Genomic DNA, 26373 nt, shown 5'->3' with positions numbered 1-26373 from the left:
ATGAAAACCAACCTACTGGCCATTATTTTATTTTTTTTATTTTTCTATTCGAATGCCAATGCCCAAGATTTCAGACTCGGAAAAGTTTCTGTAGCTGAACTGGAAGAAAAGGAACATCCAAAAGATCCTTCTGCCCCCGCGGCGATATTGTTTAAAAAAGGGGAAGTTAAATTTAAATATGATGAAAATAATGGTTTCCAGGTTCTTACCGAAGTTAAAACAAGAATCAAGATATACAAGAAAGAAGGTTATGAATGGGCAAATCAAGAAGTTCGGTATTATCTCGATAATCAACTAGATGAAGACGTTTCTTTTTCGGATGCCGTAACTTATAATTTAGTTGGTGGAAAAATTGAAAAAACCAAATTGAAAAGCGATGGAGAATTTATTGAAAAGATAAATAAATATTGGGGTCAAAAAAAAATAACAATGCCTAATGTTAGGGAAGGTTCGGTCATCGAATTTGGATATACCGTAAAAACAACCATAACCAGTTTTTTGAGAGATTGGTATTTCCAATCAAGCATTCCAGTAAATTATTCGGAATTCATAACCATTGTACCGGAATATTATGAATATAAAAGCAACCAGAAAGGTTATTTGACGATTGGTAGAACTGTTGAGAAAAGTAGAGGTTCATTTACTATCAACAGTAAAGAACGAATCGAAGGCCAAATGGGTGTTACTAAGACTGAATTTTCACAAGACAAGATAGAATTTCAAGAAACTAGAACCATTTATTTGGGCAAAGATTTACCGGCCATAAAGGATGAGGCTTATGTAAACAATATGGATAATTATACTTCTAGTATTTCTCACGAATTATCTATGACAAATTTCCCAAATACTCCCGTGAAATATTTTTCAACAGATTGGGAATCTGTGGTTAAAACAATTTACAATTATGATGATTTTGGGCCAGAATTGAATAAAACAGGCTATTTTGAGCAAGATGTCACTGCTTTGTTGTCTGGAAAAAATTCACAAAACGAACGAATTTCGGCAATATTTGATTATGTAAAAAACACTGTGAAATGGAATAATTACAAAGGATATTCTTGTAATGACGGCGTAAAAACAGCGTATAAAAATAAAACAGGAAATACGGCCGAAATCAATTTGATGCTTACTGCAATGTTGCGTTTTGCGGGATTGAATGCAAATCCGGTTTTAGTGAGTACTCGGGATAATGGAATTACTTTTTTTCCAAGCAGAAGTGCTTTTAATTGTGTAATAGCTTCGGTTGAAACACCGGAGGGATTTATATTGTTGGATGCTACCGAAAAATATTCGGAACCCAATATTTTGCCAATTCGAGATTTAAATTGGATAGGGAGATTAATTCGTAAAGATGGTACATCAACTGAAGTGGATCTAATGCCGAAAATGATTTCGAAAGAGGGTACAAATATGAGCATTGTTTTGAAAAGTGATGGTTCTGCAGAAGGAAAATTAAGAAAGCAGCTTACCAATCACGAGGCCTTGTGGTTTAGAAAAGAAAATTTGGCAACAAATAAAGACAGTTATTTAGAAAAACTGGAAACGAACAACAATAACATAGAAATAAGTGATTATGTTAGGGAGAACGACCTGGATTTGTCGAAACCCATTATTGAAACCTATGCTTTTAAAGATTCGAAAGATATTGAAGTGATTGACGGCAAAATTTATATTTCCCCAATGTTGTACTTGGTGGACAAGGAAAATCCTTTCAAACAGGAAGTCAGGGAATATCCAGTAGATTTTGGTTATCCAAAACAAGAAAAATACAACATCAACATCAATATTCCAGAAGGATATGCCGTGGAGTCAATGCCACAGCCCTTGAATATAGCCACAGGAGAAAATGTGGGGGCTTTTAAATATGTAATTGCCAATACGGGAAGCAGCATTCAAATTGTAATTACAAAAGACATAAATACTTCCATTGTTCAAGCAGATTTTTATCCTGTTTTAAAAGATTTCTATCAACAAATGACCGACAAACAAAACGACAAGATAGTTCTCAAAAAAATATAAAAACATGAAAATTAAATTATTTGTTGTTTTGTTGGTTGCCACTTCTTTTTCGAAAGTTAATGCCCAAAAGTTTGAGTTGGGAAAAGTTTCCATTGCTGAATTAGAAGAAAAAGTTAATCCAATTGATTCTACTGCAGCAGCAGCAATCTTGTTTAATAAAGCAAGAACCTTTTTTAGTTATGATGCTAAAAACGGATTTTGCATCAATACGGAAAACACTTTCAGAATTAAAATATATAAGAAAGAAGGGCTGCAGTGGGCAAATTATAAAGTGTCATATTATGTCGGCTATGAGCGTTATAATGATGACAAGGTTGAATTTGCCAATTGTTATACGTATAATATGGAAAACGGAAAGGTTGTCATTACGAAACTAAATAGTGAAGGGATTTTTAATACATCAATAAACAAATATTGGAAAGAAGCTGCTATTGCAATGCCAAACGTAAAATCTGGTTCGGTCATAGAATTCAAGTATGTTGTAAAATCAGAAAACATTATTGAATTTCCAAGCTTTAATTTTCAACATGAGATACCTGTGAATTATTCTGAATATATCACGGAAACACCTGTTTTTTTGTTTACAAAGCCCTTTTAAAAGGCCCTTTAGAAATAAAACCCGAATCAAAAATTGCTAGAGGATTTTTTATTTATACTGATAAAAACAGCCCAACAATAACAGATGAAGTTACTTTTGATAAAGTAAACAGGAAGTATATTGTTAAAAATATTCCTGCTTTAAAAGAAGAACCATTTGTTGATAATATTCAAAATTATCGTTCCGCACTTTTTCATGAGTTGGAAAAAACACAATTTCATCAAGAGCCAGTTAAAGATTATTCCTTGACTTGGGCAGGTGTTGTTAAAACCATTTATGAGAGCCCAGATTTTGGAAATGAACTCAAAGAAAGAGCTTATTTTGATCAAGATTTGCAAAAAATTATTGAGAATATAGGTGCTAAAGTCGATAAAGTAGACGCCATTTTTAAATTTGTGCAGAACAAAATGAATTGGAATAATAAAAAGGGATATCAAACGGATAAAGGTGTTCAGCGAGCTTACCTGGATGGAACTGGAAATGCGGCAGAAATCAATTTTATTTTGATAGCTATGCTTAATTCTGCAGGAATAGAGGCGAATCCCGTGTTGTTAAGCACCATAGATCACGGTATTCCTCAATATCCTAACAGAACCATTTTTAATTATGTAATTGCTGCCGTAGAAATTGATGGAAAACAAATACTACTTGATGCAACCAATAAATATACCACACTTAACATTATACCATTGAATACCATAAACTGGACAGGAAGGATGGTTAAACAAGACGGTACTTCGCAAGAAATTAAATTAGTGCCTAACTCTCAATCCAGAAAAGCGATAAGTATGATGGTTGCAATTGATAAAAATGGGGGGATGTCGGGAAAATATGTAGTGCAAAGAACGGATTATGAAGCCTTGAAATTCAGGGAAAAATATGCAGAAATAAACAAGGATAACTATCTAGAAAAAATTGAGAATGATTTGTCTGGAATACAGATTAGCAATTATAATATTGAAAACAGTAAAAATTTATCCAAGCCAGTGATTGAAAATTTCACATTTACGACCGACAATCAATGCGAGATTATAGGCGATAAAATGTACATTAATCCACAACTTTTTCTCGCCCAAACCCAGAATCCCTTTGTTCAGGAGAAAAGAGAATTTCCAGTTTGTTTTGGATAGCCAAAACAAGAAAAATTCAATGTGAGTATTAGTATTCCTGAAGGTTATGCTGTGGAATCTATCCCAAAAGCGATGAAAATTTCAACAGGGGAAAATGTTGGATTGTTTGCTTTTAATATTTTGTCAGAGCAGAATAAAATTCAAATTGTAATCACAAAAGAAATAAACAATGCAATTGTTTCTGAAAATTTTTATCCTGTTTTAAAAGATTTCTACCAACAAATGATTGATAAACAGAACGAGAAGATAGTTCTCAAAAAAATATAAGCAGATGAAAATTAGATTATTTGTTGTTATGTTGGTTGCCATTTCCTTTTTAAAAGTAAATGCTCAAAATTTTGAGTTTGGAAAGGTTTCAATTGCTGAATTGGAAGAAAAAAACCATACAATTGATACAAGTGCAGTTGCTGCAATATTGTTTAAAAAAGGCAAAACTGATTTTTCATATGCAGAAGGTTCAGGTTTTTCGACTTTTAATGTATATGAATTCAGAATAAAAATTTATAAAAAAGAAGGTTTGAGTTGGGCAAATCAAAAAGTTTCGTATTATGTTGGATATGAAAATTTAAATGATGATAAAGTTCGATTTTCGAGTGCCATAACTTATAATCTTGAAAATGGAAAAATAGTAAAAACAAAATTAAATAGTGAGGGTGCTTTCAACACTAAAATAAATAAATTTTGGAACCAAGCCACTATTACTTTGCCAAATGTAAAAGTGGGTTCAGTTATAGAGTTTAAATATGTCTTGGAATCAGAAAATGTGGTTCGGCTTCCGGATTTTGATTTTCAATTTGATATTCCTGTTAATTTTTTTGAATACAGAACCGAAATACCAGAATTTTTTATTTACAGCTCATCGCTTAAAGGTAATGTCAAAATTGATACTGAAGTAGAAGTAATAGATAGTGGCAAACGTTATGCTTATGGATTTAAGCAAATTAACAAAGTGTGCAATTCTCGAAATATTCCAGCCCTCAAAAACGAAAAATTTGTAGATAATACAAGTAATTATTCAGGGTCCATAGTAAACGAGTTGAAAAGAGGGAGGTTTCCTAACAGTCCAGTTGTTGACTATGCAAGCTCTTGGGAGGGAGTTGCAAAGACAATTTATAAAGATAAAAATTTTGGTGATGAACTTAAGCTGAACGATTATTTCTCTGAAGATTTAAAGGTTTTACTTCAGGACATAAGTGATCCAAAAATGCGTTTGAACATAGTTTTTAAGTTTGTTCAAAATAGAATGAATTGGAACAAAGAATTGGGATATTATGTAGATAAAGGAGTTGAAAAGGCGTATCAAGAAAGAACGGGTAATGTTGCTGAAATAAATTTTATACTGATTTCAATGTTGAAAACTGTTGGAATTAAAGTAAATCCAGTTTTAGTCAGTACAATTGAAAATGGCATTTCTATATTTCCAAATCGAACTGGTTTTAATTATGTTATTGCCGCAGCTGAGATTAATGGAGAGAAAATTTTATTGGATGCAACAAATAGGTTTACAACTCCTAATATTTTACCATTGAATCTTTTAAATTGGAAAGGAAGACTTATCAGGGAAGATGGATTTTCCGAAGCAATTGAATTAATTCCTGCAATTATATCTGATGACGATTATACTTTAAAAGCAACTATAAAACCTGATTCAGGAAAAATTGAAGGAAAGCTCACTGTAAATAGGACGGATTATTCTGCTTTTAATTTTAGAGAAATAAATGCAAATAAACCTCAAGATATATACATTGAAGGATTAGAAAATGATTTAAACAAAATTGAAATTAAAGATTATTCGATTAAAAACAAAAAGGAGAATTTAGCAGAACCAGTTGTTGAAAATTTTAATTTTACATCAAATAATTCTTTCGATGTCATACAAGAAAATATATATTTAAACCCAATACTTTTTTTTACGGATATTAAAAATCCATTCATTCAGGAGGAAAGAGAAATGCCTATATATTTTGGATATCCTCATCGATATATTTATAATGTTACTTTAGAATTACCAGACGGATATATTGTTGAATCATTGCCAGAACCAAAGCAGATTGCATTAGAAAATAAAGAAGCAATGTTCACGATGAGTGTAATTAATAAGGAAGATAAAATATTGATTAAATTGGAAAAAGAAATAAACAAACCAGTTTTTGCTGTTACTGATTACATTATGTTAAAAGATTTTTTTAATAAGATGATTGTAAGTCAAAACGAGAAAATTGTTTTAAAAAAGATATAAAATGGATTTAAAAAACTCCCAACTTGCCGTTGATACCTGGATCAAGGAACACGGTGTTCGCTATTTCAACGAATTGACCAATATGGCACAACTTACGGAAGAAGTAGGTGAAGTGGCTCGAATTATCGCCCGTCGTTACGGCGAACAATCCGAAAAAGAAAGCGACAAGAACAAAGACCTTGGCGAGGAATTGGCCGACGTGGTTTTCGTGGTTTTATGTCTGGCCAACCAAACCGGAATTGATTTGCAAGCCGCTTTCGACAAGAAAATGGACTTGAAATCGGTGCGCGATAAAGACCGTCACAAAAACAACGATAAATTAAAATAATGTTATAAGTCAGGGGAAAGCTTTGGTACATCCTTTTTTTAAAATAAATTTGCCGCCAATTACCCATCAACCAAGCTAAAATGAATTTACTGTTACAAACTTCCCAATCTGATTTACAAGCGCAAATTGCTGTTACCGGCTCCAAAAGCGAAACCAATAGACTGTTACTGTTACAGGCTTTGTTTCCGAATATTACTTTGGCCAATACTTCCAATTCTGATGACAGCGAGGTAATGCAAAAAGCATTGAAAGGGAAAGAAGAAATAGTTGACATTCATCACGCAGGAACGGCAATGCGTTTTCTTACGGCCTATTTTGCCGTGAACGAAGGTCGCGAAGTAGTTTTGACGGGTTCACAAAGAATGACCGAGCGTCCCATAAAAGTTTTGGTTGAAGCCTTGCAACAATTAGGAGCACAAATCTCTTATGAAAAAGAAGAAGGGTATCCACCGATTCGAATCAAAGGACAAAAAATTACGGCAAATAAAGTCAGTATTCCTGCCAATGTAAGCAGTCAATACATCTCGGCATTGTTACTGGTTGCCCCGAAACTGCAAAACGGTATCGAATTGACTTTGGTGGGTGAAATTACCTCTATCCCTTATATAAAAATGACCTTGGCATTGCTGAACGATTTGAATATTCAGACCAGTTTTGAAGGAAATGTAATCAAAGTATATCCAAAACAGGAAGTGGAAACGAAAGTGATGACAGTGGAATCCGACTGGAGTTCTGCATCCTACTTTTTCAGTTTGGCGGCTTTGTCCAATGAAGCTTCCATTGCATTGAGCAGTTACAAAGAAACTAGTTTGCAAGGAGATTCGGCTTTGGTCGAAATCTATTCAAAAATGGGAGTGGAGACCCATTTCGAAGAAAATAAAATTACTTTGGTTAAAACCCCAAACTTTAATTTCGAATCCGTTAATTTTGATTTAAACAACACCCCAGATATTGCCCAAACTATTGTGGTGACTTGTCTTGGGTTAGGAATTGGTTGCCATTTGACAGGACTTCATACGTTGAAAATTAAAGAAACCGACAGGCTGGAAGCGCTTCGAATTGAATTGACAAAATTGGGAGCCAATATTTCCGTGACGAATGATAGTTTGACTCTGGTCGCTTCAAAGGAGATTAATTCGAACGTAAAAATTGCCACTTATAACGATCACAGAATGGCAATGGCATTCGCACCATTGGCTTTAAAAGTGCCTATCATTGTCGAAAATGCCGAAGTGGTTTCGAAATCGTACCCTGATTTTTGGAACGATTTGGAAAATCTTGGTTTTCAAATTTCTGAAATATAAAGCTTTGTGACTTGGCGTCTTTGCGGTGAAAAGAAAAATAAACCTCGAAACACTTGACAACGCCTATCTCACAATCGTATATTTGCACACGATTTAAAATTATGAACTCAAAACTCGTAATTGATAATCCATAACCCATAACTTTTTCAAATGAAATTATCACATTTTCAATTCAATTTACCAAAAGAACTTCTTGCAGAATTTCCAGCAGAAAACAGAGACGAATCTCGTTTAATGGTTATTGATCGCAAAAAACAAACGATAGAACACAAAACGTTTAAAGATGTTATCGATTATTTTGATGAAGGTGACGTCCTGATTCTGAATAACACTAAAGTTTTTCCAGCACGTTTGTATGGGAATAAAGAAAAAACTGGAGCTAGAATCGAAGTTTTCTTGCTTAGGGAATTGAATGCAGAACAAAGACTTTGGGATGTATTGGTAGATCCAGCACGTAAAATCAGGATTGGAAACAAATTGTATTTTGGCGATGACGATTCATTGGTTGCCGAAGTAATTGACAATACAACCTCTCGTGGTAGAACATTACGTTTTCTATATGACGGTTCGTATGAAGAATTTAGAAATAAATTGACAGAACTTGGAGAAACTCCAATTCCTAAATACATCAGCAGAGACGTAACTCCAGAAGACGCCGATCGTTACCAAACGATTTATGCCAAAGAGGAAGGAGCTGTTGCGGCACCAACTGCTGGTTTACACTTTTCTAAACATTTGTTGAAAAAACTGGAAATCAAAGGAGTGAAATTTGCCGAAGTAACGCTTCACGTTGGTTTGGGAACTTTTAACCCGGTTGAGGTTGAAGATTTGTCAAAACACAAAATGGATTCCGAAGAGTTGAAAATTACTCAAGAAGCCTGTGACGTTGTCAATGATGCCAAAGCAAAAAGAAAGCGTATTTGTGCTGTGGGAACTACATCCATGCGTGCTATAGAAAGCTCGGTTTCCTCACAAAGAACCTTGAATCCTTTTGACGGTTGGACGAATAAATTCATTTTCCCTCCACACGATTTCAGCGTGGCTACGTGTATGATTACTAATTTTCATACGCCGAAATCAACTTTATTAATGATGATTTCTGCTTTCTGTGGACACGATTTAATGAAGAAAGCTTACGAAGAAGCCATCAAAGAAGAATATAAATTTTATTCTTACGGTGATGCGATGTTGATCATCTAGTCATTGCGAAGAATGAAGCAATCTAAAATCTCGTCAGCAATGGCGAGATTTTTTTATGTCCTATACTAATTGATTTTTCTGTAAATTATATAAAGGAACTACGAAATTATATAATTCTCATTGTTCTTTTTAAGTGTTACTTTGTATTAAATTTAAAATTTTTAATTATGAAAACACTATCTATTATATTTTTGACCCTAGTATTTGTTTCTTGTCAAAATCAACAAAAAGCAGATATCGATAAAGCCAAAAAGGCCACTATAGATTCAATGCAAACGGAATTCATTAAACAGAAAACAATTGATTCCATGCAATTGGAAATCACAAAGATTAAAGAAGAAAAAGAGATTCCTCAAAAGGTAACCGTGATAAATCAACCTGCGACCCATACAACTACAACTCCTGCTAAAAAGAAAGGATGGAGTGGAGCGGCGAAAGGTGCGGTAATAGGAGCTGGTGTTGGAGCTGCAACTGGAGCTATCATTAGCAAGAAAAAAGGACAGGGTGCTATAATTGGAGGGCTTGCAGGTGCAGGAGTTGGAGCCGGAACAGGAGCCATAATTGATGGCAGCAAAAAATAATAAAAAAAATATTTTTTTGACAAAGAGGGTTTGGAATTCAATATTCCAAACCCTCTTTTTTTGTGCAAAAATCAATCTAATATTAGAATTTTTTCAAAGATTCAGTAATACTTCTTCATAAAAAAAAACATTGCTAAAAGGGAATATTTTCAATGATGATTTTTTAGTTAGGGACATTTGTGAAAATTAGATTTAAAACAATAAATTTAGATTTTTAAAATAGATTACTTAATTATTTCCAATATGAAAAAAGGAATAAAAAACACATTACTTGTTTTGCTTATGTTGGTTGTTGTTTTAGGCATCGGATCTGTTGTTTATGTGTTATCTCAAAAGCCAAAATATGAAGGAGAACTACATTTAAAGAATATTCAAAAACAAACCACTGTCTATTTTGACGATTTCGGTGTTCCACATATTTATGCGGATTCCCAGAAAGAGGCCATGACAACTTTGGGTTATGTGCACGCCCAAGAGCGTTTGTGGCAAATGGAATTGATGCGCCGTATTGCTCCGGGAAGATTGTCGGAAATGTTTGGCTCGAAATTAGTAAAAGTGGATTCTTTTTTCGCAGGTTTGGGTATTGACGAAAACTCCGAAAAAGCAATCGCTAAATTGGATAAAAACTCGGAGCCTTATCAACTGGCCTTGGCTTATATTGATGGCATAAACCAATATTTGGAAGAAGGAAAAACACCAATAGAATTTCAATTGTTGGGGTTAAGGAAAGACAAATTCACCTTGAAAGACGTCTATAATATTTTTGGATACATGTCTTTTAGTTTTGCAATGGCCCAGAAAACAGACCCGTTGATGACCGAAATTCGAGACAAATTAGGTGCGGAATATTTAAAAGATTTTGGTTTGGACGGTTCATTGGGAACTACCCAAATCAAAAACTTTGACGGCAAAGCCATCGAGTATGCCAAAATCTCCAAATCGTTGACCAGTTTGCTAGAAAGCACTCCTGTTCCGGCTTTTATCGGCAGCAACAGTTGGGTTATTGCGCCACAGAAAACCAAGAATGGAAAGGTTCTTTTTGCCAATGATCCACACATAGGTTTTTCGCAACCCTGCACATGGTATGAAGCCCATATTGTGACGCCTGATTATGAGATTTACGGTTGTTATTTGGCTGGAACACCATTTCCGCTTTTGGGACACAATCGCCAGTATGCATACGGATTGACGATGTTCGAGAACGATGATGTCGATTTGTTTCAAGAAGAGGACAATCCAGAAGATAAAAATCAATACAAGACGGCAAACGGATTCCAGGAGTATAAAATAAGAAAGAAAACAATTAAAGTTAAAGATTCGACCGACTTGGTTTTAGAAATACGAGAAACCCAACACGGGCCAATAATGAATGATTTATTGGATGGAATCAAGGGCACGAAACCTGTTGCGATGTCTTGGATTTATACCCAACAGCCCAATCATTTGCTTGAAGCGGTTTATTCGCTTTCGCATTCCAGAAATTTGGAGGATTTTCGAAAAGGAGTTTCTTTGATCGCCGCGCCGGGATTGAATGTAATGTACGGCGATGCCAAAGGGAATATCGCATGGAATACCTCCGGAAAGTTGTATAAATTGGACAAATCCGTCAATCCAAATTTTATTTTAAATGGTGCCAACGGCATTGACGACAAAAAAGAATTTTTGGATTTCTCCAAGAATCCGCACGCCATCAATCCAACCTGGAATTACATTTATTCTTCCAATAACCAGCCCGAGGCAGTTGATGGTTATTTATATCCGGGCTATTATTTGCCGAAAGATAGAGCCAAGAGAATATTGAGATTGTTGGAGCCAAAAAATAACTGGACAAAAGAAGAGGTGGGGCAAATGATGAATGATAATACCTCTGCGACAGCAACAACTATTGTGGCTAATTTGATTTCGACAATAAAGCAAAAAACGCTTTCGGAAAATGAAAAAAAGGCAATTTTTATTTTAAAAAAATGGAAGGGTTCGAATGATTTAAAAGATTTGGCACCGGTTATTTACAATAAATGGATTAACGATTATTTGAAAAATACTTTTCAAGACGAGCTGGGAGAAACGGATTTTAAAATGCTTTTAAGTATTCATCTTTTTAAACAAATTATTGAGCCGCAAAGTAAAAATGAAAACTCGATTTGGTGGGATGATGTGACAACAAAAAACAAAAAAGAGTCAAGGGCTGATATTCTTTCCAATTCTTTTCACGAAGCAATTGCATCCCTTGAAAAGCAACTTGGAAAAGACATAAATAAATGGACTTGGAATAAAGTTCATTCTCTGGAACACCAGCATCCATTAGGGAAGGTTGCAGCGTTGAGAGGACTTTTTAATGTTGGCCCTTTTGAAGTTCCGGGTTCCAACGAGGTAATCAATAATTTGGTGTTTAGTTTTAACGATGATGGAAACTATGCTGTGACTGCTGGGCCTTCAACTCGAAGAGTTATTGATTTTTCAGATATAGAAAACAGTATGAGTATTTTGCCCACTGGACAATCCGGAAATCCATTTAGCAAACATTATAAAGATCAAGCAGAAATGTACAATTCAGGAAAGTTCAGGAAAATGAAATTGAACAAGGAAGAAATCATCAAGACTTCAGCAAAGTTGGTTTTCCTTCCGGAATAAATGGTTTTATCGTTAATTTATTCTTCTTCCCGATGCACTTTCGTGAAATCAAAAGCAGGTGTGCAAATGGCTATGTATTCACAAGGTTCTTCAAAAGGATTGGAGTATTGTACACGAGTGTTTTTTTCTATTTTAATGGATTGTCCTGCTTCGAGAATAACGGTTTCGTCTTCGATAATGAATTGTTTTTTACCCGAAATGATATAAGTGTATTCTTCAAATTCCGGAGTTTGAAACGGTTCTTTCCAATGCGGAGGCGCAATCATGTGTGCTATGGAAATAGCTGGATTTTTCGTGGTGGGAATTCCGTGATGTTCTTCGATTAGTTTTCCATCTGTTGTTGGAACGACGAATGGAGCTTTTTGGATAAAATATTTTTTCATTTTTTATTTTTTGAATATAAAATAAACGGCCAAGACCAAAAATACGAACCCAACAAAATGATTCCATCTGAAGGTTTCATTCTTGAAATACAACAACGAAAAACCCACGAAGATGACCAAGGTAATCACTTCTTGAATCACTTTGAGTTGTAGCAAGGAAAATGGGCCGCCATTGCCTTCGTAACCTATTCGGTTTGCCGGAACTTGAAAGCAATATTCAAATAATGCCAAACTCCAACTGATGAGGACAATGGTTATCAATCCGGCGTTTTCAAACCATTTGAGTTCCTTGAATTTCAAATGCCCGTACCAAGCCAAGGTCATGAATACATTTGATAATATGAGTAATCCTATTGTTGCGTATCCTTTCATTTAAAACGAATAGTATTGGAATTGATTTTTGCCATTGGAGTTATTTTCTCAACAATTTGCTTAAAACACTAAAAGCACCTCGAATAAATGTGGCGCTGGTCAGCACTTTTATGACGGATTTAGTTACTGCACCTGTAGTTTCTCCAGATTGCTTTTCTTCTTTTTCGGCCGCTTTTTCTTCCTGTTGTTGGGCAACTTCCTGTTCTACAACAGCAATTTTTTTGTTGAGCATTTCGTAAGCGCTTTCTCTGTCAATAAGCTCACTGTATTTCTTAACCAATTTCGATTTGCCGTTGATTTCCTGAATTTCGCTTTCCGTCAAAACATCCATTCTGCTCATTGGTGTACGGAGCATTGTTGCGGCAAGTGGAGTTGGAGTTCCTTTTTCACTCAAGGCAGTAACCAATGCTTCGCCAATTCCGAGGCTGGTCAATAATTCATCTGTTTTATAAAAATCAGATGAAGGGTAATTGTCTGCCGTTTGCTTGATGGCTTGTCTGTCATTGGCCGTGAAAGCTCTCAAGGCATGCTGAATTTTCAACCCTAATTGTGCTAAAACACCACTCGGGACATCCATTGGATTTTGGGTTATAAAATAAATTCCAACGCCTTTGGAGCGAATCAGTTTTACGATGGTTTCTATTTGTTCCAACAAGGTTTTGCTGGCTTCCTTGAAAATTAAATGCGCTTCGTCAATAAAAATAACCAATTCGGGTTGGTCAGCATCTCCTTTTTCGGGCATTTGATTGTAGATTTCGGCCAATAAACTCAACATAAATGTCGAAAACAGTTTGGGTTTGTCTTGTATATCCGTCAAGCGGATGATGTTGACGTATCCTTTACCATTTTCGTCAATGCGCATTAAATCATCTATTTCAAAAGACATTTCTCCAAAAAATAAATCGGCTCCTTGTTGTTCGAGTTCGATTATTTTTCTAAGAATTGTCCCCGTTGTCGAAGTTGAAATCTTGCCGTAACTTTCTTCGATTTCGTCTTTTCCTTCCTCGGTTATATAATTGATTACTTTTTTGATGTCTTTCAAATCCAGAAGGGGCATCTTGTTGTCGTCGCAATATTTGAAAATTACGGATATCACGCCAGCTTGGGTGTCATTCAAATCGAGAATTCTTGAAAAAAGAACCGGGCCAAATTCAGAAACGGTCGAACGAAGACGAACACCGTTTTGTTCGGATAAAGTCATTAGTTCTACCGGAAAACTGGCTACTTTATATGGGATGTTGATTTTGGCGTGACGTTCCGTGATAAATGATTTTTCTTCTCCTTCTTTGGCAATGCCGCTAAAATCTCCTTTGATGTCCATCATCAAGACTGGAATTCCAAATGATGATAGTTGTTCGGATAGCACCTGGATGGTTTTGGTTTTTCCTGTTCCGGTTGCTCCTGCAATCAATCCGTGACGGTTTAGGGTTTTTAAGGGAACTTTTATTTGGGCATCGCCCAAAACATCGCCGTCGAGTAATGCGCTTCCAAGAATTAGACTTTCTCCTTTTGAAAGATAGCCGTCATTAATTTGTTTTATGAAATCTTCTTTACTGCTCATAATTGTTTTGGATTAGAATGTATTGCAAGATATTATTTTTTACACTTATAAACAGGTGGTTTTTGTTAAAAAGTAGGCTTTTTATATTAGGGAAAATAAAAATATTTGAATTTAATTATTTTTTAAAAAGTGTTAAAAATACACTTTATTTAAAACCTAAAAATGCTATTTTTATTGTAAAAATTGTGATTAACGTCAAGTTTTTGATTTTAATGCAAAAACGGGAAATTGACTTTTTTTGAGTAAAGTTAAATTAATTGGAATAATATTAAAAAAAGTTTTTTTATTTCAACTAAAAATATAAATTTGCTCTTCAACAAAGTTTTTTATAACAAAAAAATAAATTATTAAAATTATTAAAAATTAAGAAAATGGCAAATGTTAAAAAAGAAAGTGGTTCAGGTTTAGGAGGAGTGATTTCAGCAATCATTATTGTATCTTGTATTTTTGCAGGGTGGTTGATCTGGACATTCATTATGGGAGATGGAGCAAATTTTGAAGGAGGAGTAAATACTGGTCATCCACTTCCAGGAAATTATTTAGCAATGGTATACAAAGGAGGTCCAATTGTACCAGTTTTGATGGGATTATTATTAATGGTGATTGTATTTTCATTTGAGCGTTTTGCAGTAATTTCAAAAGCAGCAGGTAAAGCAAATCTTGACAAATTTATGTCTGATGTTCAAAAAAGCATCAAAACTGGTGATATCGACGGAGCAATCGTGGCTTGTGACAAACAACAAGGTTCTGTTGCTAATGCAATTAGATCAGCTTTGGTTAAATACCAAGACGTTAAAAAAGAAGGATTAGATAGCGAAGCTGCAGCAGAAACTATCCATAAAGAAATTGAAGAGGCCACTTCTCTTGAAATGCCAATGTTGGAAAAACACATGACTATTCTTTCTACATTAGTTTCTTTGGGAACTCTTGCAGGATTGTTGGGAACTGTAACTGGTATGATTAAAGCGTTTGGTGCATTGGCTAGTTCAGGAACTCCAGACCAAGCGATGTTGGCAAATGGTATTTCTGAGGCACTTATTAATACAGCTACAGGAATTTCTACTTCTGCTTTGGCGATTATTGTTTACAACTTGTTTACTTCAAAAATTGATACTTTGACTTATTCTATCGATGAGGCTGGTAATACAATCGTGAATACTTACAGACACTTCAGAGGGACTCAAAAATAATTAGTAATAATTTTTAAGGATAATGCGTTATACTTAAGTGTAATCGCTTTGTATTCTTATTGATTTAAATTTAAAATTAATGGCTGTAAAAACGTCCAAAAAAGCAGCGTCTATTGATATGACGGCTATGTGTGATGTGGCTTTTCTTTTGCTTACTTTTTTTATTTTGACCGCCACGGCCAAAGTACCGGAAGCACTGCCTGTAGATATGCCTGCATCGACTGTACAATCGAAGTTGCCAGAGTCAAATTTGGCTACTTTGACTATCGGTAAAGGAAAAGTATTTTTTGACATAAAAGGGAAAGAAGTTCGTATTCAAACTCTTGAAAAAATGGCTGAAAAATATGGTTTAGAATTTACAGATGAAAACAAAACTGAATTTTCATTAATGGAAGGTTTTGGGGTTGATATTGCAAGTCTTAAAAGCATCATCGAAATGAAAAGTGCTGATAGGATTAAAGCGGATCAACCAGGTATTCCAAAAGATTCGCTTGATAATCAATTAGCAGACTGGCTTAAAATTGCTCGTCAGGCTAATATAGACATCAATGACAAAGAATTGGAAATTGCCATAAAAGGAGATTCCAAAGAAGAATATCCTTCTATTAAAAAAGTGATGGATATTTTGCAAGACCAAGGAGTTAACAGCTTTAGTTTAGTTACTGGCTTAAGAGGAAAGAATTTTTAATTAAAAAATACACACTAAAATGGCTGAATTAAATACAGGCGACGGTGGCGGTGGTAAGGATAAAAAAGTAAGGAGTAAAAAGCAAAATTCAAAGGTAGATTTAACTGCCATGGTGGATTTGGCTTTCTTGCTGATTACGTTCTTTATGTTGACTACCACCTTGTCTAAACCAAAAGCGATGGAATTGGGATTGCCCGATAAAGAAAAAGATGATGATAAAAATGTAGACATAAAAGTAGATGAAAACCGTACCATGACTATCTTGTTGGGAAAAGACAACAAGTTGGTTCGTTATGTAGGTTTGTTGGAAACTCCAGTTGCTGGGGGTACGCCTAAAGATTTTACTTATGGTAAAGAGGGTATTCGTAAAGAATTGCTGAATAGAAAAGCATCTGTTTTGAAATATACTGGAGATCCTAAAAAAGGAATGATTGTGATTATCAAACCAGGTAAAAAATCGAATTACCGAAACTTGGTTGATATATTAGATGAAATGGGGATTGTTGAAGTGCCAACTTATGCCATTGTAAACGATTTTTCACCAGCGGAATTAAAATTGTTAGAAGGAAAATAAGAAGCATTCTTATGACCCAATAACCTAATAATTAAGAAATATGAAATTAGATTTATTAAAAAATCAATGGCTTGAAATAGTTTTCGAAGGACGTAATAAAAAGTATGGTGCTTATGATTTAAGGAGATCAATTACCAAAAACACGGTAAGATCTTTTATCATTGGAACATTGGTTTTTGCTTTTCTTGTTAGCATACCGACACTTATCCGTATGATTCCAGATAGCAGTGAGGACGTAACCATAGATACGAAGATTAGAACTGTGAAGATGCCTCCTAAAAAGGAAAAACCGAAAGATCCAAATCTTCCACCACCTCCTCCACCTGCACCAAAAGTAGATCAAGTTAAATTTGTGAAACCGGTAGTGGCGAAAGCAGAGGATGTAGTTGAAGAGATTGCAAAGGTTGAAGATCTTAAAGATAAAAACATTGGTAAAGAAGCCATCAAAGGAAATCCAGATGCAGAATTAACTGTTGACATGCCTACTGGACATGGAACTGAAGCTGTTGTGGAAGAAGACAATACGGTTTATAACACTGCAGGTATCGAGGTAAAACCCGAATTTCCAGGAGGAATCGAAAAGTTTTATAAATTTGTTGAGAAAAATTACCAATTCCCTGACGAAGAAGGTCTTAATGGGAAAGTTTATGTTACTTTTGTGGTTGAAAAAGACGGTTCGCTAACGGATATCAAAGTGCTTAGAGATATTGGTTACGGAACTGGAAAAGAAGCTATTAGAGTATTGAAAGCTTGTCCAAAATGGAGTCCAGGAGAGCAAAACGGGAAAAAAGTAAGATGTACTTACAGTTTGCCAATTGCAATAAAAACGGAATAATGTTAAAAAATTCGTTAAATAATTTTCAGAAGAAATCGCCCAAAGAGCGATTTCTTCTCGTTATAGGAATTTTGTTTTTTTCTCTATATTTGTGTTTGGGTCTTATGTTTATTTTTTGGGAGAATATTTTTTCTAATAATTTTCCATTGATTATGGCGTTTAAATATAGAGTCGCTTTTGGTATTGTTTTGATTGTTTATTCTTTCTTGAGGTTTTTTAGATTTTTAAATTCAAATGAAGATTAGTTATGCGTAAAATGAACAAGGTTTTTGTTCTTGTTTTTGTTAGTTTCTTGTTTGTGATGTGTAATCAAAAAGGACAGAAAATTGCAAATAAAGAATCCATATTAAAAGGCTCGGCGACAGTTTTTGTTGATGAAACATTATTTCCAATTTTGGAGGATCAGGTAGATGTTTTTGAAAGTAGTTATGATGCTAAAATCAAATTGGTTTCAAAATCAGAATCAGAAATAGTTCTTTCTTTATTTAATGCAAAGTCGGGAATAGCTGTTTTGACAAGGAATTTGACGGATGAGGAAAATAAAATCTTTTCGCAAAAAAAAATTACTCCAAAAATCACTAAATTTGCGACCGACGCAATTGTCTTTATTTCAAACAAAAGCAATAATGACACTTTGATTGATTTAAAAGAAGTAGTTGAGTTTATGCAAGGCAAAACAAGTTCCAAGATTAAAGGACTTGTGTTTGATGACCCAAATTCAAGTACGGTACATTACATGAATAGTTTGGCAGGGATTAAATCAATTCCTGAAAAAGGGGTTTATTCATTTAAAACAAATGATGAGGTAATTAAGTTTGTTGCCCAAAATAAAGGAATGATTGGTGTTTTGGGGTTAAATTGGTTGACCCAACCGATGCCGGAAATGCAGCCATTTGTGGATAAAGTAAATGTGTTGAGCGTTAAAGCTATTTCAGGAAAAAAATATTATGCACCAAGCCAAAACAATATAGCTGAAGCAAAATATCCTTTGGCACGTGATTTGTATATTATCAATGGTCAAGGATATTCAGGATTAGGAATGGGGTTTGCTTCATTCGTTGCCGGGGACATCGGACAAAGAATTATTTTGAAATCAGGATTGATGCCTGCAAGGGTTCCAGGAAGAAAAATTATTATTAGAAATGAAATTAGTAATGAAAAAAAATAAAATTAATATAATATCGATGAATAAATTTAAAATTTTTAGTGTTGCTTTTATGGCTTCGGTATCTTTTGGTAATGCACAAGATATAGCCCAAGCAAGAAAGGCGATTGATGGAGAGCAGTATGAAAATGCAAAATCGATGTTGAAGTCGATACTTAAAGCTAGTCCAATAGATGGAAGAGCCAATTTTTTATTAGGTAATGTGTATCTTATCCAATCAGAAACAGATTCTGCAAAAATTGCTTATGACAAGGGATTGGCAGGTACTGATGGTGCTAAACTGAATTATGTTGGCTTAGGGGTAATAGATTTGGACAAAGGAAATACAGTTGGTGCAGAAGCAAATTTCGCATTAGCCATTAAAGATGCGAAAAAGAAAGATGTTGAAGGTTTGATAGCTATTGGTAGAGCTTATACTTATTCTACAAAACCTAATTTCAAAAAAGCGATTGAAGTCTTAAATAAAGCTAAAGAAATTAATCCTAATGATGCAAATGTTCAATTAGCGCTAGGAGATGCTTATAATAGTGACAAGAATCAAAATGATGCTTATGTGGCTTATAGAAATGCATTCCAAATTGACCCTACACTTTTAAGAGCAAAAATGCAATTAGGTGTTTTGTTGAAAGGAGCCAAATCTTATGACGAAGCCATAAAAGCATTAAATGAGGTTATTGCCATCAACCCAAATTACGGGCCGGTTTACAGAGAAATGGCTGAGACCTATTACAAATGGGGAAGAAACAAGCCTTCGAAATCTGAGGAATACATGCAAACGGCCATTAAATATTATGAAAAATATTTAAGCCTTACAGATCAGTCATTGCACTCTAGAATGCGTCACGCTGACTTTCTTGTTCTTGTGAAAGATTATAAAGCTCTTGAAATCGAGGCCAATAAAATGATTGAGATGGACAAGGTAAATCCTAGAATCTTTCGTTATTTAGGATATTCAGCTTATGAAAATGGAAATGCTGAAGTTGCAATTAAATCATTGGAGAGTTTTATTGCTAATCCAAATAATAAAGTTATCTCAAAAGACTATTTGTATTTAGGTACAGCTAAATTTAAAAAAGGATTGAGTGCTGACGGATTGTCAATTGATCCAGTTTTGTATGATTCAGGTATGGCCGACATTAAGAAAGCTGTAGAAATGGAGCCTTCGATTATAGAAGAATTGAATGAGGTTGGTAAAAAAATCTTTACTTTGAAATTATTCAAAGAGGCTGCCGCCATATTTGAAATTGGAACGACAGATCCCGAGTTTAAGAATTATGTAGAGGATAATATCTATTACGGATTGTCAGTTTATTATGCCAATAACAAAAAAGACGTAATTCCTGATGCAGCAGCTTTGCAAAAAGCGGATTTGGCTTTTGAAAAAGTAACAGTGGCTTCTCCAACCTATTTAGATGGCTATTTTTATAGAGGAAGAACAAATAGTTTGATGGGAAATGATCCGATGACTATAAAATATTATGAAGAATACGTCGCTAAAGTTGCTGAAAAAGGCCCTGAAGAAATGGCAAAACCAACAGTATTAAAGAGAATTATAGAATCTTATAATACTATTGCAGCCAGTTATGCCAATACAGATAAAGTGAAAGCAGCGGAATATTTTAATAAAACACTTACTTTAGATCCTACAAATAGCTATGCAACTGAATCATTGAAGTTGTTGAAATAAGCAGAATTTGATTTGAGATACAAAACCGATAGTTTTAAAAAGCTATCGGTTTTTTTATGTGAAGAGCTCAACGTTTTAAATTCACTATCTTTGCACTTTTAAATTAAAGAAATGTTATCAAAAGAAATACAATTAGAAGTTAACAAAGGAGCAATGCTTCCCTTGATGGAGGAATTTTATACTATTCAAGGTGAAGGATTTCATACAGGAACAGCAGCTTATTTTATAAGAATTGGCGGTTGTGATGTGGGTTGCCATTGGTGTGACGTAAAGGAAAGCTGGAATGCCGAATTGCATCCGCCAACAAGTATTGATTTAATTGTAGCCAATGCCAGTAAATATGCCGATACTGTCGTGGTTACAGGAGGCGAACCTTTGACTTGGGATATGACTTTGTTGACACAAAAGCTAAAAGATCAAAATCTGAAAGTGCATATTGAAACTTCGGGAGCTTACGAACTTAGCGGACAATGGGACTGGATTTGTCTTTCGCCAAAGAAAAACAAATTGCCGACTCAAACTGTTTATGACAAAGCCCACGAACTAAAAGTGATTATTTACAACAAACACGACTTTGTTTTCGCCGAAGAACAAGCCGAAAAAGTCAATAAAAACGCCATATTATTCCTCCAACCCGAATGGAGCAAAAAAGAAGAAATGACACCGCTTATTGTTGATTATGTAATGAATAATCCAAAATGGAGAGTATCGTTGCAGACGCATAAATACTTGAACATTCCTTAAATATGAAGAACTTACTATACGTAATATTAGCTTTTTTTGTCATTCGGATAGTTTCAGCCCAAGAAACACCAATTATTTCAAACGACAATCTTTATGATACTGCCGGAATTGAAATAAAACCCGAATTCCCTGGAGGAATTAAAGAGTTTTATAAATTCATTGGCGAAAATTACAAATCTCCTCCGACTCCTGGATTAAAAGGCAAAATTTATGTGAGCTTTATAATTGAAAAAGACGGCAGTGTTACAGAAATTAAAGTTTTGAAAGAAATAGGTTATGGCACGGGAGAAGAAGCAATAAGAGTTTTGTCAAAATGTCCAAATTGGATTCCGGGAGTGCAAAATGGTCGAAAAGTTAGATGTTCTTATAGTTTGCCAATTTCGATACAAAACCCAATTGAATCGAAGCCTGAATTTCCAGGAGGAATGAATGGAATATACGCATTTATTGCCAAAAATTACCAAATCCCTAAAGTAGAAGGATTGGCGGGTAAAGTTTATGTGACTTTTGCTGTTGATGTTGATGGAAGTCTTGTTGATATTAGAGTTTTAAGAGATATAGGGTACGGAACAGGAAGAGAAGCAATTCGTGTTTTGAAAATGTGTCCGAAATGGAAACCCGCAGAACTGGATGGAAAGCCTGTTAAATGTACTTTTAGTTTGCCAATTAATATAACTTCTAGATAATTTTTATCCCAAACTTTGTTTGGGATTTTTTATATTTACAAAAAATCAATTTTAAATGAAATCCCAATTCCTTCTCGATTCCAACATTACCTTTTTAAATCACGGTTCTTTTGGTGCTTGTCCAAAACCAGTTTTTGAGGAATACCAACGTTTTCAATTGGAATTGGAAAATGAACCCGTTTATTTCATTTTAAAAAAACAGGCAGCATATTTAAAAATAGCCAAAGAAAGTTTGGCCAAGTATATTGGTTGCAATGCCAATGATTTCTTTTTTACACACAATCCAACTTTTGCAGTCAATACGATTATGCGAAGTCTGGATTTGAAAGAAGGTGACGAGATTCTCAGTACAAATCACGAATATGGAGCAATGGACAGAACCTGGAATTTCTATTGCAAAAGATCTGGAGCCAAATACATTCGCCAAAACATTTCACTTCCAGTAGTTTCGAAAGAACAAATATTGGAAGAATTCTGGAACGGGTACACTTCAAAAACTAAAATTATATTCCTAAACCAGATTTCAAGTGCTACGGCTTTGATTTTTCCTGTAAAGGAAATTTGCGATAAAGCCCGTGAATTGGGATTGATTACCATTATTGACGGAGCACACGTTACGGGTCAAATGGATTTGAATATCACGGAATTGAATCCTGATTTTTATACTGGAACGCTACACAAATGGATGTTGGCTCCAAAAGGAAGTTCTTTTCTGTATGTAAAAAAGAGTTTTCAGGAAATGTTGGATCCGTTAATAGTCGGTTGGGGCTATGAAAGTGTTAGTCCAGGAGAAAGCCAGTTTTTAGATTATCAGGAATTTCAAGGCACAAGAGATATTTCGGCATTTCTATGTGCGCCAAAAGTGATTGACTTTCTTGAAGAAAATGATTGGAAAACCAAAGCAAAAGAATGTAGAAGTATAGTCTTGAATAATTACCAGCGTTTTTGCGATTTGCTTAATACAAAACCTATTTGTCCAATTACGGATGAATTTTTAGTGCAAATGGCAAGTGTTCCTGTGAAAACTTCGAATCCTCTGGCATTAAAAGAATTACTTTTCAATAAATACAAAATCGAAATTCCGGTAATGCCTCTGAACGGAAATTATTTTATACGCTATTCTATAAACGCCTATAATTCTCAGGAAGATTTGGATATTTTATACAGAGCTTTGCAAGATATAATTGTGACAACGGATTTGATTGAAATATAAAATTCAATAAGAATCCCCACTTTCATGTCTTTCATCTAGCATCTTTCATCTTTTTTCTAAATAAAAAGTCTCGCTAAATAATCGTAATGTTCTCCTTCCAGAATCAATTCACATTGTAAACCATTGGCGAAAGCCGCATTTTGCAAAGTATTATAATCAAGATAAAGCCAAGGGAAAGTTTCTTCGGTTTCGTTTTTATAAGACACAGTGAAAGTCAGTTCTCCGTAATAACCATTGGCAGGAACTTCGTATGCGCCGTCTTCATCTTGGTCAAACATATAAATAATATCAGAACTGTCAATCAAGATTTGACCTCCAGGATTCAATAAGGATTTTAGTTTTTGGAGAAATAGAGGAGTGTCTTTCAAAGTTCCAAAAATTCCGGTACCATTCATTAATAATAAAATGGTATCGAATTTTTCATTTTCCAATGTCAGTATATTTTGAACTTTGACATTTTTCAACCCCCGAAGCTTACAAGTTTGAATAGCATTTGGAGAAATATCTATCGAAGTTACCTCAAGATTACGGTCATTTTGCAAAGTCAGACTATGACTTCCAGCTCCGCAACCCACATCAAGAACTTTTCCTTTTGCCAATTGCAATGCTTTTTGTTCTAGTTTTGGCATTTCGTCATAGCTTCGAAAAAGATACCCAACACTCATTTCGTCAGCTTCAGAAATGGACGTTTCGGTAATTAAATCCTCGGGAGAATTATTGGTTTGAAAATCGAGTATGGCTTTTCCGAAAAGGTCTTTCATTTTAGTTGATATGTTAATTTGGGTAATTGTTTATTTGATTTGAGTAAATTTGCAGTCTGATTTTTCGAACAAACGAATAACCAAATCCACAAATGGACAAAATTTTAAACAATCTTCCTAAAGAAGCCAAAGATAAGCATATCGAAAACAAAAAGTATTTCGACAAGCTGAAAAAGAAGGCTCCAAAAAACTTGGATTACATAATGCAGGATTTGCACGATGCTGAATTCAGGAAAACAGATTGTTTACAATGTGCCAATTGTTGCAAAACCACAGGCCCATTATTTACTTCTGCCGACATTGAACGTGTTTCAAAACACCTGCGACAAAAGCCACAACAATTTATTGACCAATATTTACGAATAGACGAGGACAAAGATTATGTACTGCAAAGTGTGCCTTGTACTTTTTTGGATAACGACAATACTTGTTTTATTTATGACGTTCGTCCAAAAGCCTGTCGTGAATTTCCACACACCGACAGAAAAAAGTTTCAGCAAATTTCTGATTTGACTTTGAAAAACGTTGCGATTTGCCCAGCAGCTTTTAATATTGTAGAAGAAATGAAGAAGAAAATGCCTTTGTAAAATTAAAACTGTCCTGATTTTATAAAATTCTATAGCTTGATAATTACCAATTAGCCTTTAAACTGTACTTTTGACATAAGCGAAGCAAATCCATACCAAATTGAATTTAGAATATTTCATAGCCAAACGACTCATAACTGCTAAACATTATAAAAGCAGTATATCGGCACCAATAATAAAAATTGCAATTTCTGCTATTGCCATCGGAATGATTATGATGATTGTATCAGTGGCAACAGGAATTGGACTGCAACAAAAAATTCGTGAGAAAGTTTCAGCTTTCAATGGACACGTTATTATTTCGAATTACGATAACAATCAATCCGAAGTGACACTCGTTCCTATTTCCAAAAAACAGGATTTTTACCCAAAATTCAATTCAGTTCCTGAAGTAACCCATATTCAGGCCATTGCCAGCAAAGCCGGAATCATTAGAACCGAAACCGCTTTCGAAGGAATAATTTTCAAAGGAGTCGGGACAGATTACCAATGGAATAATATAAAGGAGTACATCGTTTCTGGAAAATTGCCGGATTTTTCAAAAGGAATCGATCAGGAAGTAGTCATTTCCCAGTTTTTGGCAAACAGGTTAAACCTAAAAGTAGGTGATTCCTTCAATACCTTTTTTATAAAGGAAGATCAAAACCAATTACCCAATAGTAGAAGATTCAAAATCACGGGACTGTTCAACTCTGGATTTCAGGAATTCGACGCTACCTATATAATAGGAGACATTCGTCACATTCAACGAATGAACAAATGGAAGCCAAACGAAGTTGGAGCATTCGAAGTTTTTGTCAACGATTTCAATAATATAGAAGCAATAGGCAAAAAAGTCTATGAGCAAACATCGTCAACATTAGACACCAAAACCATAATCGAAAAATACAGTTACATTTTCGAATGGCTCAAACTCTTCGATTTCAATATCATCATTATATTGGCAGTAATGATTCTGGTAGCGACTATTAATATGGTAGTCGCATTATTGGTACTCATTCTCGAACGCACCCAAATGATAGGAATATTAAAAGCATTGGGTGCAAACAACTGGTCAGTCCGAAAAACATTTCTCTACAACGCCCTCTACCTTATAATAAGAGGACTGTTTTGGGGCAATCTAATCGGAATTTCCTTGTTGCTACTTCAACAGTATTTTGGAATCATCCAACTCAATCCCGAGAATTATTACGTCAACCAAGCGCCAGTTTATCTTAACTGGGGATATATTGTGCTTTTGAATTTACTTACCATCACGGTTTGTTTCTTGGTGTTATTAATTCCTTCCTATATAATAACCAAAATATCTCCAGTAAAAGCCATTCGTTTCGATTAGATTTTTTCTGGAGCTATTTCCCGCTATCCGTTGCAATCTTTTGTGCCGAAAGCCGGCACACAAGGATTTTCACTACTATCGGGGCTAGGGCAGTTGTTTTTGTAAAGACGTTTCTCCTTTAATGTATATATAGGAAATCGGTTCATTCTTCTCATAGCATCGAAAAGCAATCCAGAAAAGAAACCAATTTATAAAAATTCGCTTCTTTTCTGGGTTTTTCAATCTGCGAGAATCTGCAAAATCTGCGTGCAATAGTGATCGAATCGTCTTTTAGGACTATTTTGGAGAAGAAAAATCCGTTTTGGTGGCTGATTTTTCTTGGTGAATTTGTCTTTGTCGGCGTTTGATTTGGGTCCAAACGCCCCAAAACGGTCTAAATCTCCAAAAGGTCCCATTGTAAATCCAGAAACATCCAAAAAAGTGGTGTTGTAAAACCCGAAAAACCAGAGGGTTAAAAAATACTTTTAAAAAAGATTGGAAAAGGTATTGTTTAATCGAAAAGAGTGACTACTTTTGCACCCGCAATGACGCAGAAGTTCTTATAAACACTGGCAAACTGAT

At 34.7% G+C, this 26373-nt stretch carries 25 protein-coding genes; 21 read left to right on the top strand and 4 right to left on the bottom strand.

All coding sequences use genetic code 11. The annotated features are described in order from the left end of the window. The 10 genes from BUC16_RS00125 (at window position 1) to BUC16_RS00090 (ending at window position 12030) form a co-directional block, all read left to right on the top strand. A complete protein-coding gene (locus BUC16_RS00125) occupies window positions 1-2019 on the top strand; it encodes a DUF3858 domain-containing protein (protein ID WP_073367019.1) in 2019 nt (672 codons plus the stop codon). A 4-nt stretch (window positions 2020-2023) separates the two neighbouring features. Next, window positions 2024-2617, top strand: a complete 594-nt coding sequence (locus BUC16_RS17835; protein ID WP_244534311.1) for a DUF3857 domain-containing protein — start codon at window positions 2024-2026, stop codon at window positions 2615-2617. 200 nt (window positions 2618-2817) lie between these two features. After that, window positions 2818-3747 (top strand): transglutaminase domain-containing protein, encoded by a 930-nt coding sequence (locus BUC16_RS17830; RefSeq protein ID WP_244534310.1) that lies wholly within the window; start codon window positions 2818-2820, stop codon window positions 3745-3747. A gap of 21 nt (window positions 3748-3768) precedes the next feature. Further along, window positions 3769-4014, top strand: a complete 246-nt coding sequence (locus tag BUC16_RS17825) for a DUF3858 domain-containing protein (protein WP_244534309.1) — start codon at window positions 3769-3771, stop codon at window positions 4012-4014. Window positions 4015-4018: 4 nt separating this feature from the next. Further along, complete coding sequence (locus BUC16_RS00115) at window positions 4019-5986, top strand: DUF3858 domain-containing protein (RefSeq protein ID WP_073367018.1); 1968 nt, start codon at window positions 4019-4021, stop codon at window positions 5984-5986. 1 nt (window position 5987) lies between these two features. Then, window positions 5988-6314, top strand: a complete 327-nt coding sequence (locus BUC16_RS00110) for a nucleotide pyrophosphohydrolase (RefSeq protein WP_073367017.1) — start codon at window positions 5988-5990, stop codon at window positions 6312-6314. 80 nt (window positions 6315-6394) lie between these two features. After that, a complete protein-coding gene (gene aroA, locus BUC16_RS00105) occupies window positions 6395-7618 on the top strand; it encodes a 3-phosphoshikimate 1-carboxyvinyltransferase (protein WP_073367015.1) in 1224 nt (407 codons plus the stop codon). Between the two features lie 150 nt (window positions 7619-7768). Continuing rightward, window positions 7769-8818 (top strand): tRNA preQ1(34) S-adenosylmethionine ribosyltransferase-isomerase QueA, encoded by a 1050-nt coding sequence (queA, locus tag BUC16_RS00100; RefSeq protein ID WP_073367014.1) that lies wholly within the window; start codon window positions 7769-7771, stop codon window positions 8816-8818. A gap of 167 nt (window positions 8819-8985) precedes the next feature. Continuing rightward, on the top strand, window positions 8986-9399 hold the full coding sequence (locus tag BUC16_RS00095) for a YMGG-like glycine zipper-containing protein (RefSeq protein ID WP_073367012.1): 414 nt from the start codon (window positions 8986-8988) through the stop codon (window positions 9397-9399). A gap of 243 nt (window positions 9400-9642) precedes the next feature. Then, a complete protein-coding gene (locus BUC16_RS00090; protein ID WP_073367010.1) occupies window positions 9643-12030 on the top strand; it encodes a penicillin acylase family protein in 2388 nt (795 codons plus the stop codon). 17 nt (window positions 12031-12047) lie between these two features. On the opposite strand, the gene BUC16_RS00085 is transcribed toward BUC16_RS00090, so the two are convergent. From BUC16_RS00085 to BUC16_RS00075, 3 genes are read right to left on the bottom strand one after another with little or no spacing between them, the layout of a single operon-like run. Then, the gene (locus BUC16_RS00085; protein WP_073367008.1) at window positions 12048-12413 is read right to left on the bottom strand and encodes a cupin domain-containing protein; all 366 of its coding nucleotides are present in this window, start codon (window positions 12411-12413) and stop codon (window positions 12048-12050) included. Between the two features lie 3 nt (window positions 12414-12416). After that, entirely contained in the window at window positions 12417-12785 is a 369-nt protein-coding gene (locus BUC16_RS00080) for a DMT family protein (protein ID WP_073367007.1), read from the bottom strand. 40 nt (window positions 12786-12825) lie between these two features. Continuing rightward, window positions 12826-14346 (bottom strand): helicase HerA-like domain-containing protein, encoded by a 1521-nt coding sequence (locus BUC16_RS00075; protein ID WP_073367005.1) that lies wholly within the window; start codon window positions 14344-14346, stop codon window positions 12826-12828. Between the two features lie 371 nt (window positions 14347-14717). Between BUC16_RS00075 and BUC16_RS00065 the strand changes: the two genes are divergently transcribed. The 9 genes from BUC16_RS00065 to BUC16_RS00020 all read left to right on the top strand — a co-directional run bounded on the left by BUC16_RS00065 (window position 14718) and on the right by BUC16_RS00020 (window position 23128). Beyond that, on the top strand, window positions 14718-15536 hold the full coding sequence (locus BUC16_RS00065; RefSeq protein WP_073367002.1) for a MotA/TolQ/ExbB proton channel family protein: 819 nt from the start codon (window positions 14718-14720) through the stop codon (window positions 15534-15536). 79 nt (window positions 15537-15615) lie between these two features. After that, window positions 15616-16224 carry an ExbD/TolR family protein gene (locus BUC16_RS00060; protein ID WP_073367001.1) on the top strand — a complete coding sequence of 203 codons (609 nt, stop codon included), beginning with the start codon at window positions 15616-15618 and terminating at the stop codon, window positions 16222-16224. A 19-nt stretch (window positions 16225-16243) separates the two neighbouring features. After that, window positions 16244-16798, top strand: coding sequence for an ExbD/TolR family protein (locus BUC16_RS00055; RefSeq protein ID WP_073366999.1), 555 nt, complete (start codon window positions 16244-16246; stop codon window positions 16796-16798). A gap of 40 nt (window positions 16799-16838) precedes the next feature. After that, window positions 16839-17633 (top strand): energy transducer TonB, encoded by a 795-nt coding sequence (locus BUC16_RS00050; RefSeq protein WP_073366998.1) that lies wholly within the window; start codon window positions 16839-16841, stop codon window positions 17631-17633. A gap of 247 nt (window positions 17634-17880) precedes the next feature. Then, window positions 17881-18801, top strand: a complete 921-nt coding sequence (locus tag BUC16_RS00040; RefSeq protein ID WP_073366995.1) for a PstS family phosphate ABC transporter substrate-binding protein — start codon at window positions 17881-17883, stop codon at window positions 18799-18801. A 16-nt stretch (window positions 18802-18817) separates the two neighbouring features. Then, entirely contained in the window at window positions 18818-20485 is a 1668-nt protein-coding gene (locus BUC16_RS00035; RefSeq protein WP_073368591.1) for a tetratricopeptide repeat protein, read from the top strand. Between the two features lie 111 nt (window positions 20486-20596). Next, window positions 20597-21229: a 7-carboxy-7-deazaguanine synthase QueE gene (locus BUC16_RS00030; RefSeq protein WP_073366993.1), complete on the top strand. Its 633-nt coding sequence runs from the start codon at window positions 20597-20599 to the stop codon at window positions 21227-21229. A 2-nt stretch (window positions 21230-21231) separates the two neighbouring features. Continuing rightward, on the top strand, window positions 21232-21915 hold the full coding sequence (locus BUC16_RS00025; protein ID WP_073366992.1) for an energy transducer TonB: 684 nt from the start codon (window positions 21232-21234) through the stop codon (window positions 21913-21915). Between the two features lie 55 nt (window positions 21916-21970). Further along, a complete protein-coding gene (locus tag BUC16_RS00020; RefSeq protein WP_073366990.1) occupies window positions 21971-23128 on the top strand; it encodes an aminotransferase class V-fold PLP-dependent enzyme in 1158 nt (385 codons plus the stop codon). 56 nt (window positions 23129-23184) lie between these two features. On the opposite strand, the gene BUC16_RS00015 is transcribed toward BUC16_RS00020, so the two are convergent. Next, the gene (locus BUC16_RS00015; protein WP_073366988.1) at window positions 23185-23889 is read right to left on the bottom strand and encodes a class I SAM-dependent methyltransferase; all 705 of its coding nucleotides are present in this window, start codon (window positions 23887-23889) and stop codon (window positions 23185-23187) included. A 92-nt stretch (window positions 23890-23981) separates the two neighbouring features. Between BUC16_RS00015 and BUC16_RS00010 the strand changes: the two genes are divergently transcribed. Both BUC16_RS00010 and BUC16_RS00005 read left to right on the top strand, forming a co-directional pair. After that, window positions 23982-24476 (top strand): YkgJ family cysteine cluster protein, encoded by a 495-nt coding sequence (locus BUC16_RS00010; protein WP_073366986.1) that lies wholly within the window; start codon window positions 23982-23984, stop codon window positions 24474-24476. 100 nt (window positions 24477-24576) lie between these two features. After that, window positions 24577-25812: an ABC transporter permease gene (locus tag BUC16_RS00005; RefSeq protein ID WP_073366985.1), complete on the top strand. Its 1236-nt coding sequence runs from the start codon at window positions 24577-24579 to the stop codon at window positions 25810-25812. Window positions 25813-26373: the final 561 nt, after the last annotated feature.

The organism is Flavobacterium fluvii, assembly GCF_900129545.1.
Lineage (GTDB): Bacteria > Bacteroidota > Bacteroidia > Flavobacteriales > Flavobacteriaceae > Flavobacterium > Flavobacterium fluvii.
Note: the sequence above shows the minus strand (reverse complement) of the source record. Positions and strands in the feature narration are given on the sequence as shown.

Bases quoted from the DNA above. Each gene is read 5' to 3' on its own strand.
- BUC16_RS00075 (WP_073367005.1), bottom strand. From the start codon at position 14,346: ATGAGCAGTAAAGAAGATTTCATAAAACAAATTAATGACGGCTATCTT.
- BUC16_RS00035 (WP_073368591.1), top strand. From the start codon at position 18,818: ATGAATAAATTTAAAATTTTTAGTGTTGCTTTTATGGCTTCGGTATCT.
- aroA (WP_073367015.1), top strand. From the start codon at position 6,395: ATGAATTTACTGTTACAAACTTCCCAATCTGATTTACAAGCGCAAATT.
- BUC16_RS00050 (WP_073366998.1), top strand. From the start codon at position 16,839: ATGAAATTAGATTTATTAAAAAATCAATGGCTTGAAATAGTTTTCGAA.
- BUC16_RS00085 (WP_073367008.1), bottom strand. From the start codon at position 12,413: ATGAAAAAATATTTTATCCAAAAAGCTCCATTCGTCGTTCCAACAACA.
- queA (WP_073367014.1), top strand. From the start codon at position 7,769: ATGAAATTATCACATTTTCAATTCAATTTACCAAAAGAACTTCTTGCA.
- BUC16_RS00110 (WP_073367017.1), top strand. From the start codon at position 5,988: ATGGATTTAAAAAACTCCCAACTTGCCGTTGATACCTGGATCAAGGAA.
- BUC16_RS00115 (WP_073367018.1), top strand. From the start codon at position 4,019: ATGAAAATTAGATTATTTGTTGTTATGTTGGTTGCCATTTCCTTTTTA.
- BUC16_RS00125 (WP_073367019.1), top strand. From the start codon at position 1: ATGAAAACCAACCTACTGGCCATTATTTTATTTTTTTTATTTTTCTAT.
- BUC16_RS00095 (WP_073367012.1), top strand. From the start codon at position 8,986: ATGAAAACACTATCTATTATATTTTTGACCCTAGTATTTGTTTCTTGT.
- BUC16_RS00080 (WP_073367007.1), bottom strand. From the start codon at position 12,785: ATGAAAGGATACGCAACAATAGGATTACTCATATTATCAAATGTATTC.
- BUC16_RS00060 (WP_073367001.1), top strand. From the start codon at position 15,616: ATGGCTGTAAAAACGTCCAAAAAAGCAGCGTCTATTGATATGACGGCT.
- BUC16_RS00015 (WP_073366988.1), bottom strand. From the start codon at position 23,889: ATGAAAGACCTTTTCGGAAAAGCCATACTCGATTTTCAAACCAATAAT.
- BUC16_RS00040 (WP_073366995.1), top strand. From the start codon at position 17,881: ATGCGTAAAATGAACAAGGTTTTTGTTCTTGTTTTTGTTAGTTTCTTG.
- BUC16_RS17835 (WP_244534311.1), top strand. From the start codon at position 2,024: ATGAAAATTAAATTATTTGTTGTTTTGTTGGTTGCCACTTCTTTTTCG.
- BUC16_RS00055 (WP_073366999.1), top strand. From the start codon at position 16,244: ATGGCTGAATTAAATACAGGCGACGGTGGCGGTGGTAAGGATAAAAAA.
- BUC16_RS00010 (WP_073366986.1), top strand. From the start codon at position 23,982: ATGGACAAAATTTTAAACAATCTTCCTAAAGAAGCCAAAGATAAGCAT.
- BUC16_RS00025 (WP_073366992.1), top strand. From the start codon at position 21,232: ATGAAGAACTTACTATACGTAATATTAGCTTTTTTTGTCATTCGGATA.
- BUC16_RS00090 (WP_073367010.1), top strand. From the start codon at position 9,643: ATGAAAAAAGGAATAAAAAACACATTACTTGTTTTGCTTATGTTGGTT.
- BUC16_RS00020 (WP_073366990.1), top strand. From the start codon at position 21,971: ATGAAATCCCAATTCCTTCTCGATTCCAACATTACCTTTTTAAATCAC.
- BUC16_RS00065 (WP_073367002.1), top strand. From the start codon at position 14,718: ATGGCAAATGTTAAAAAAGAAAGTGGTTCAGGTTTAGGAGGAGTGATT.
- BUC16_RS00030 (WP_073366993.1), top strand. From the start codon at position 20,597: ATGTTATCAAAAGAAATACAATTAGAAGTTAACAAAGGAGCAATGCTT.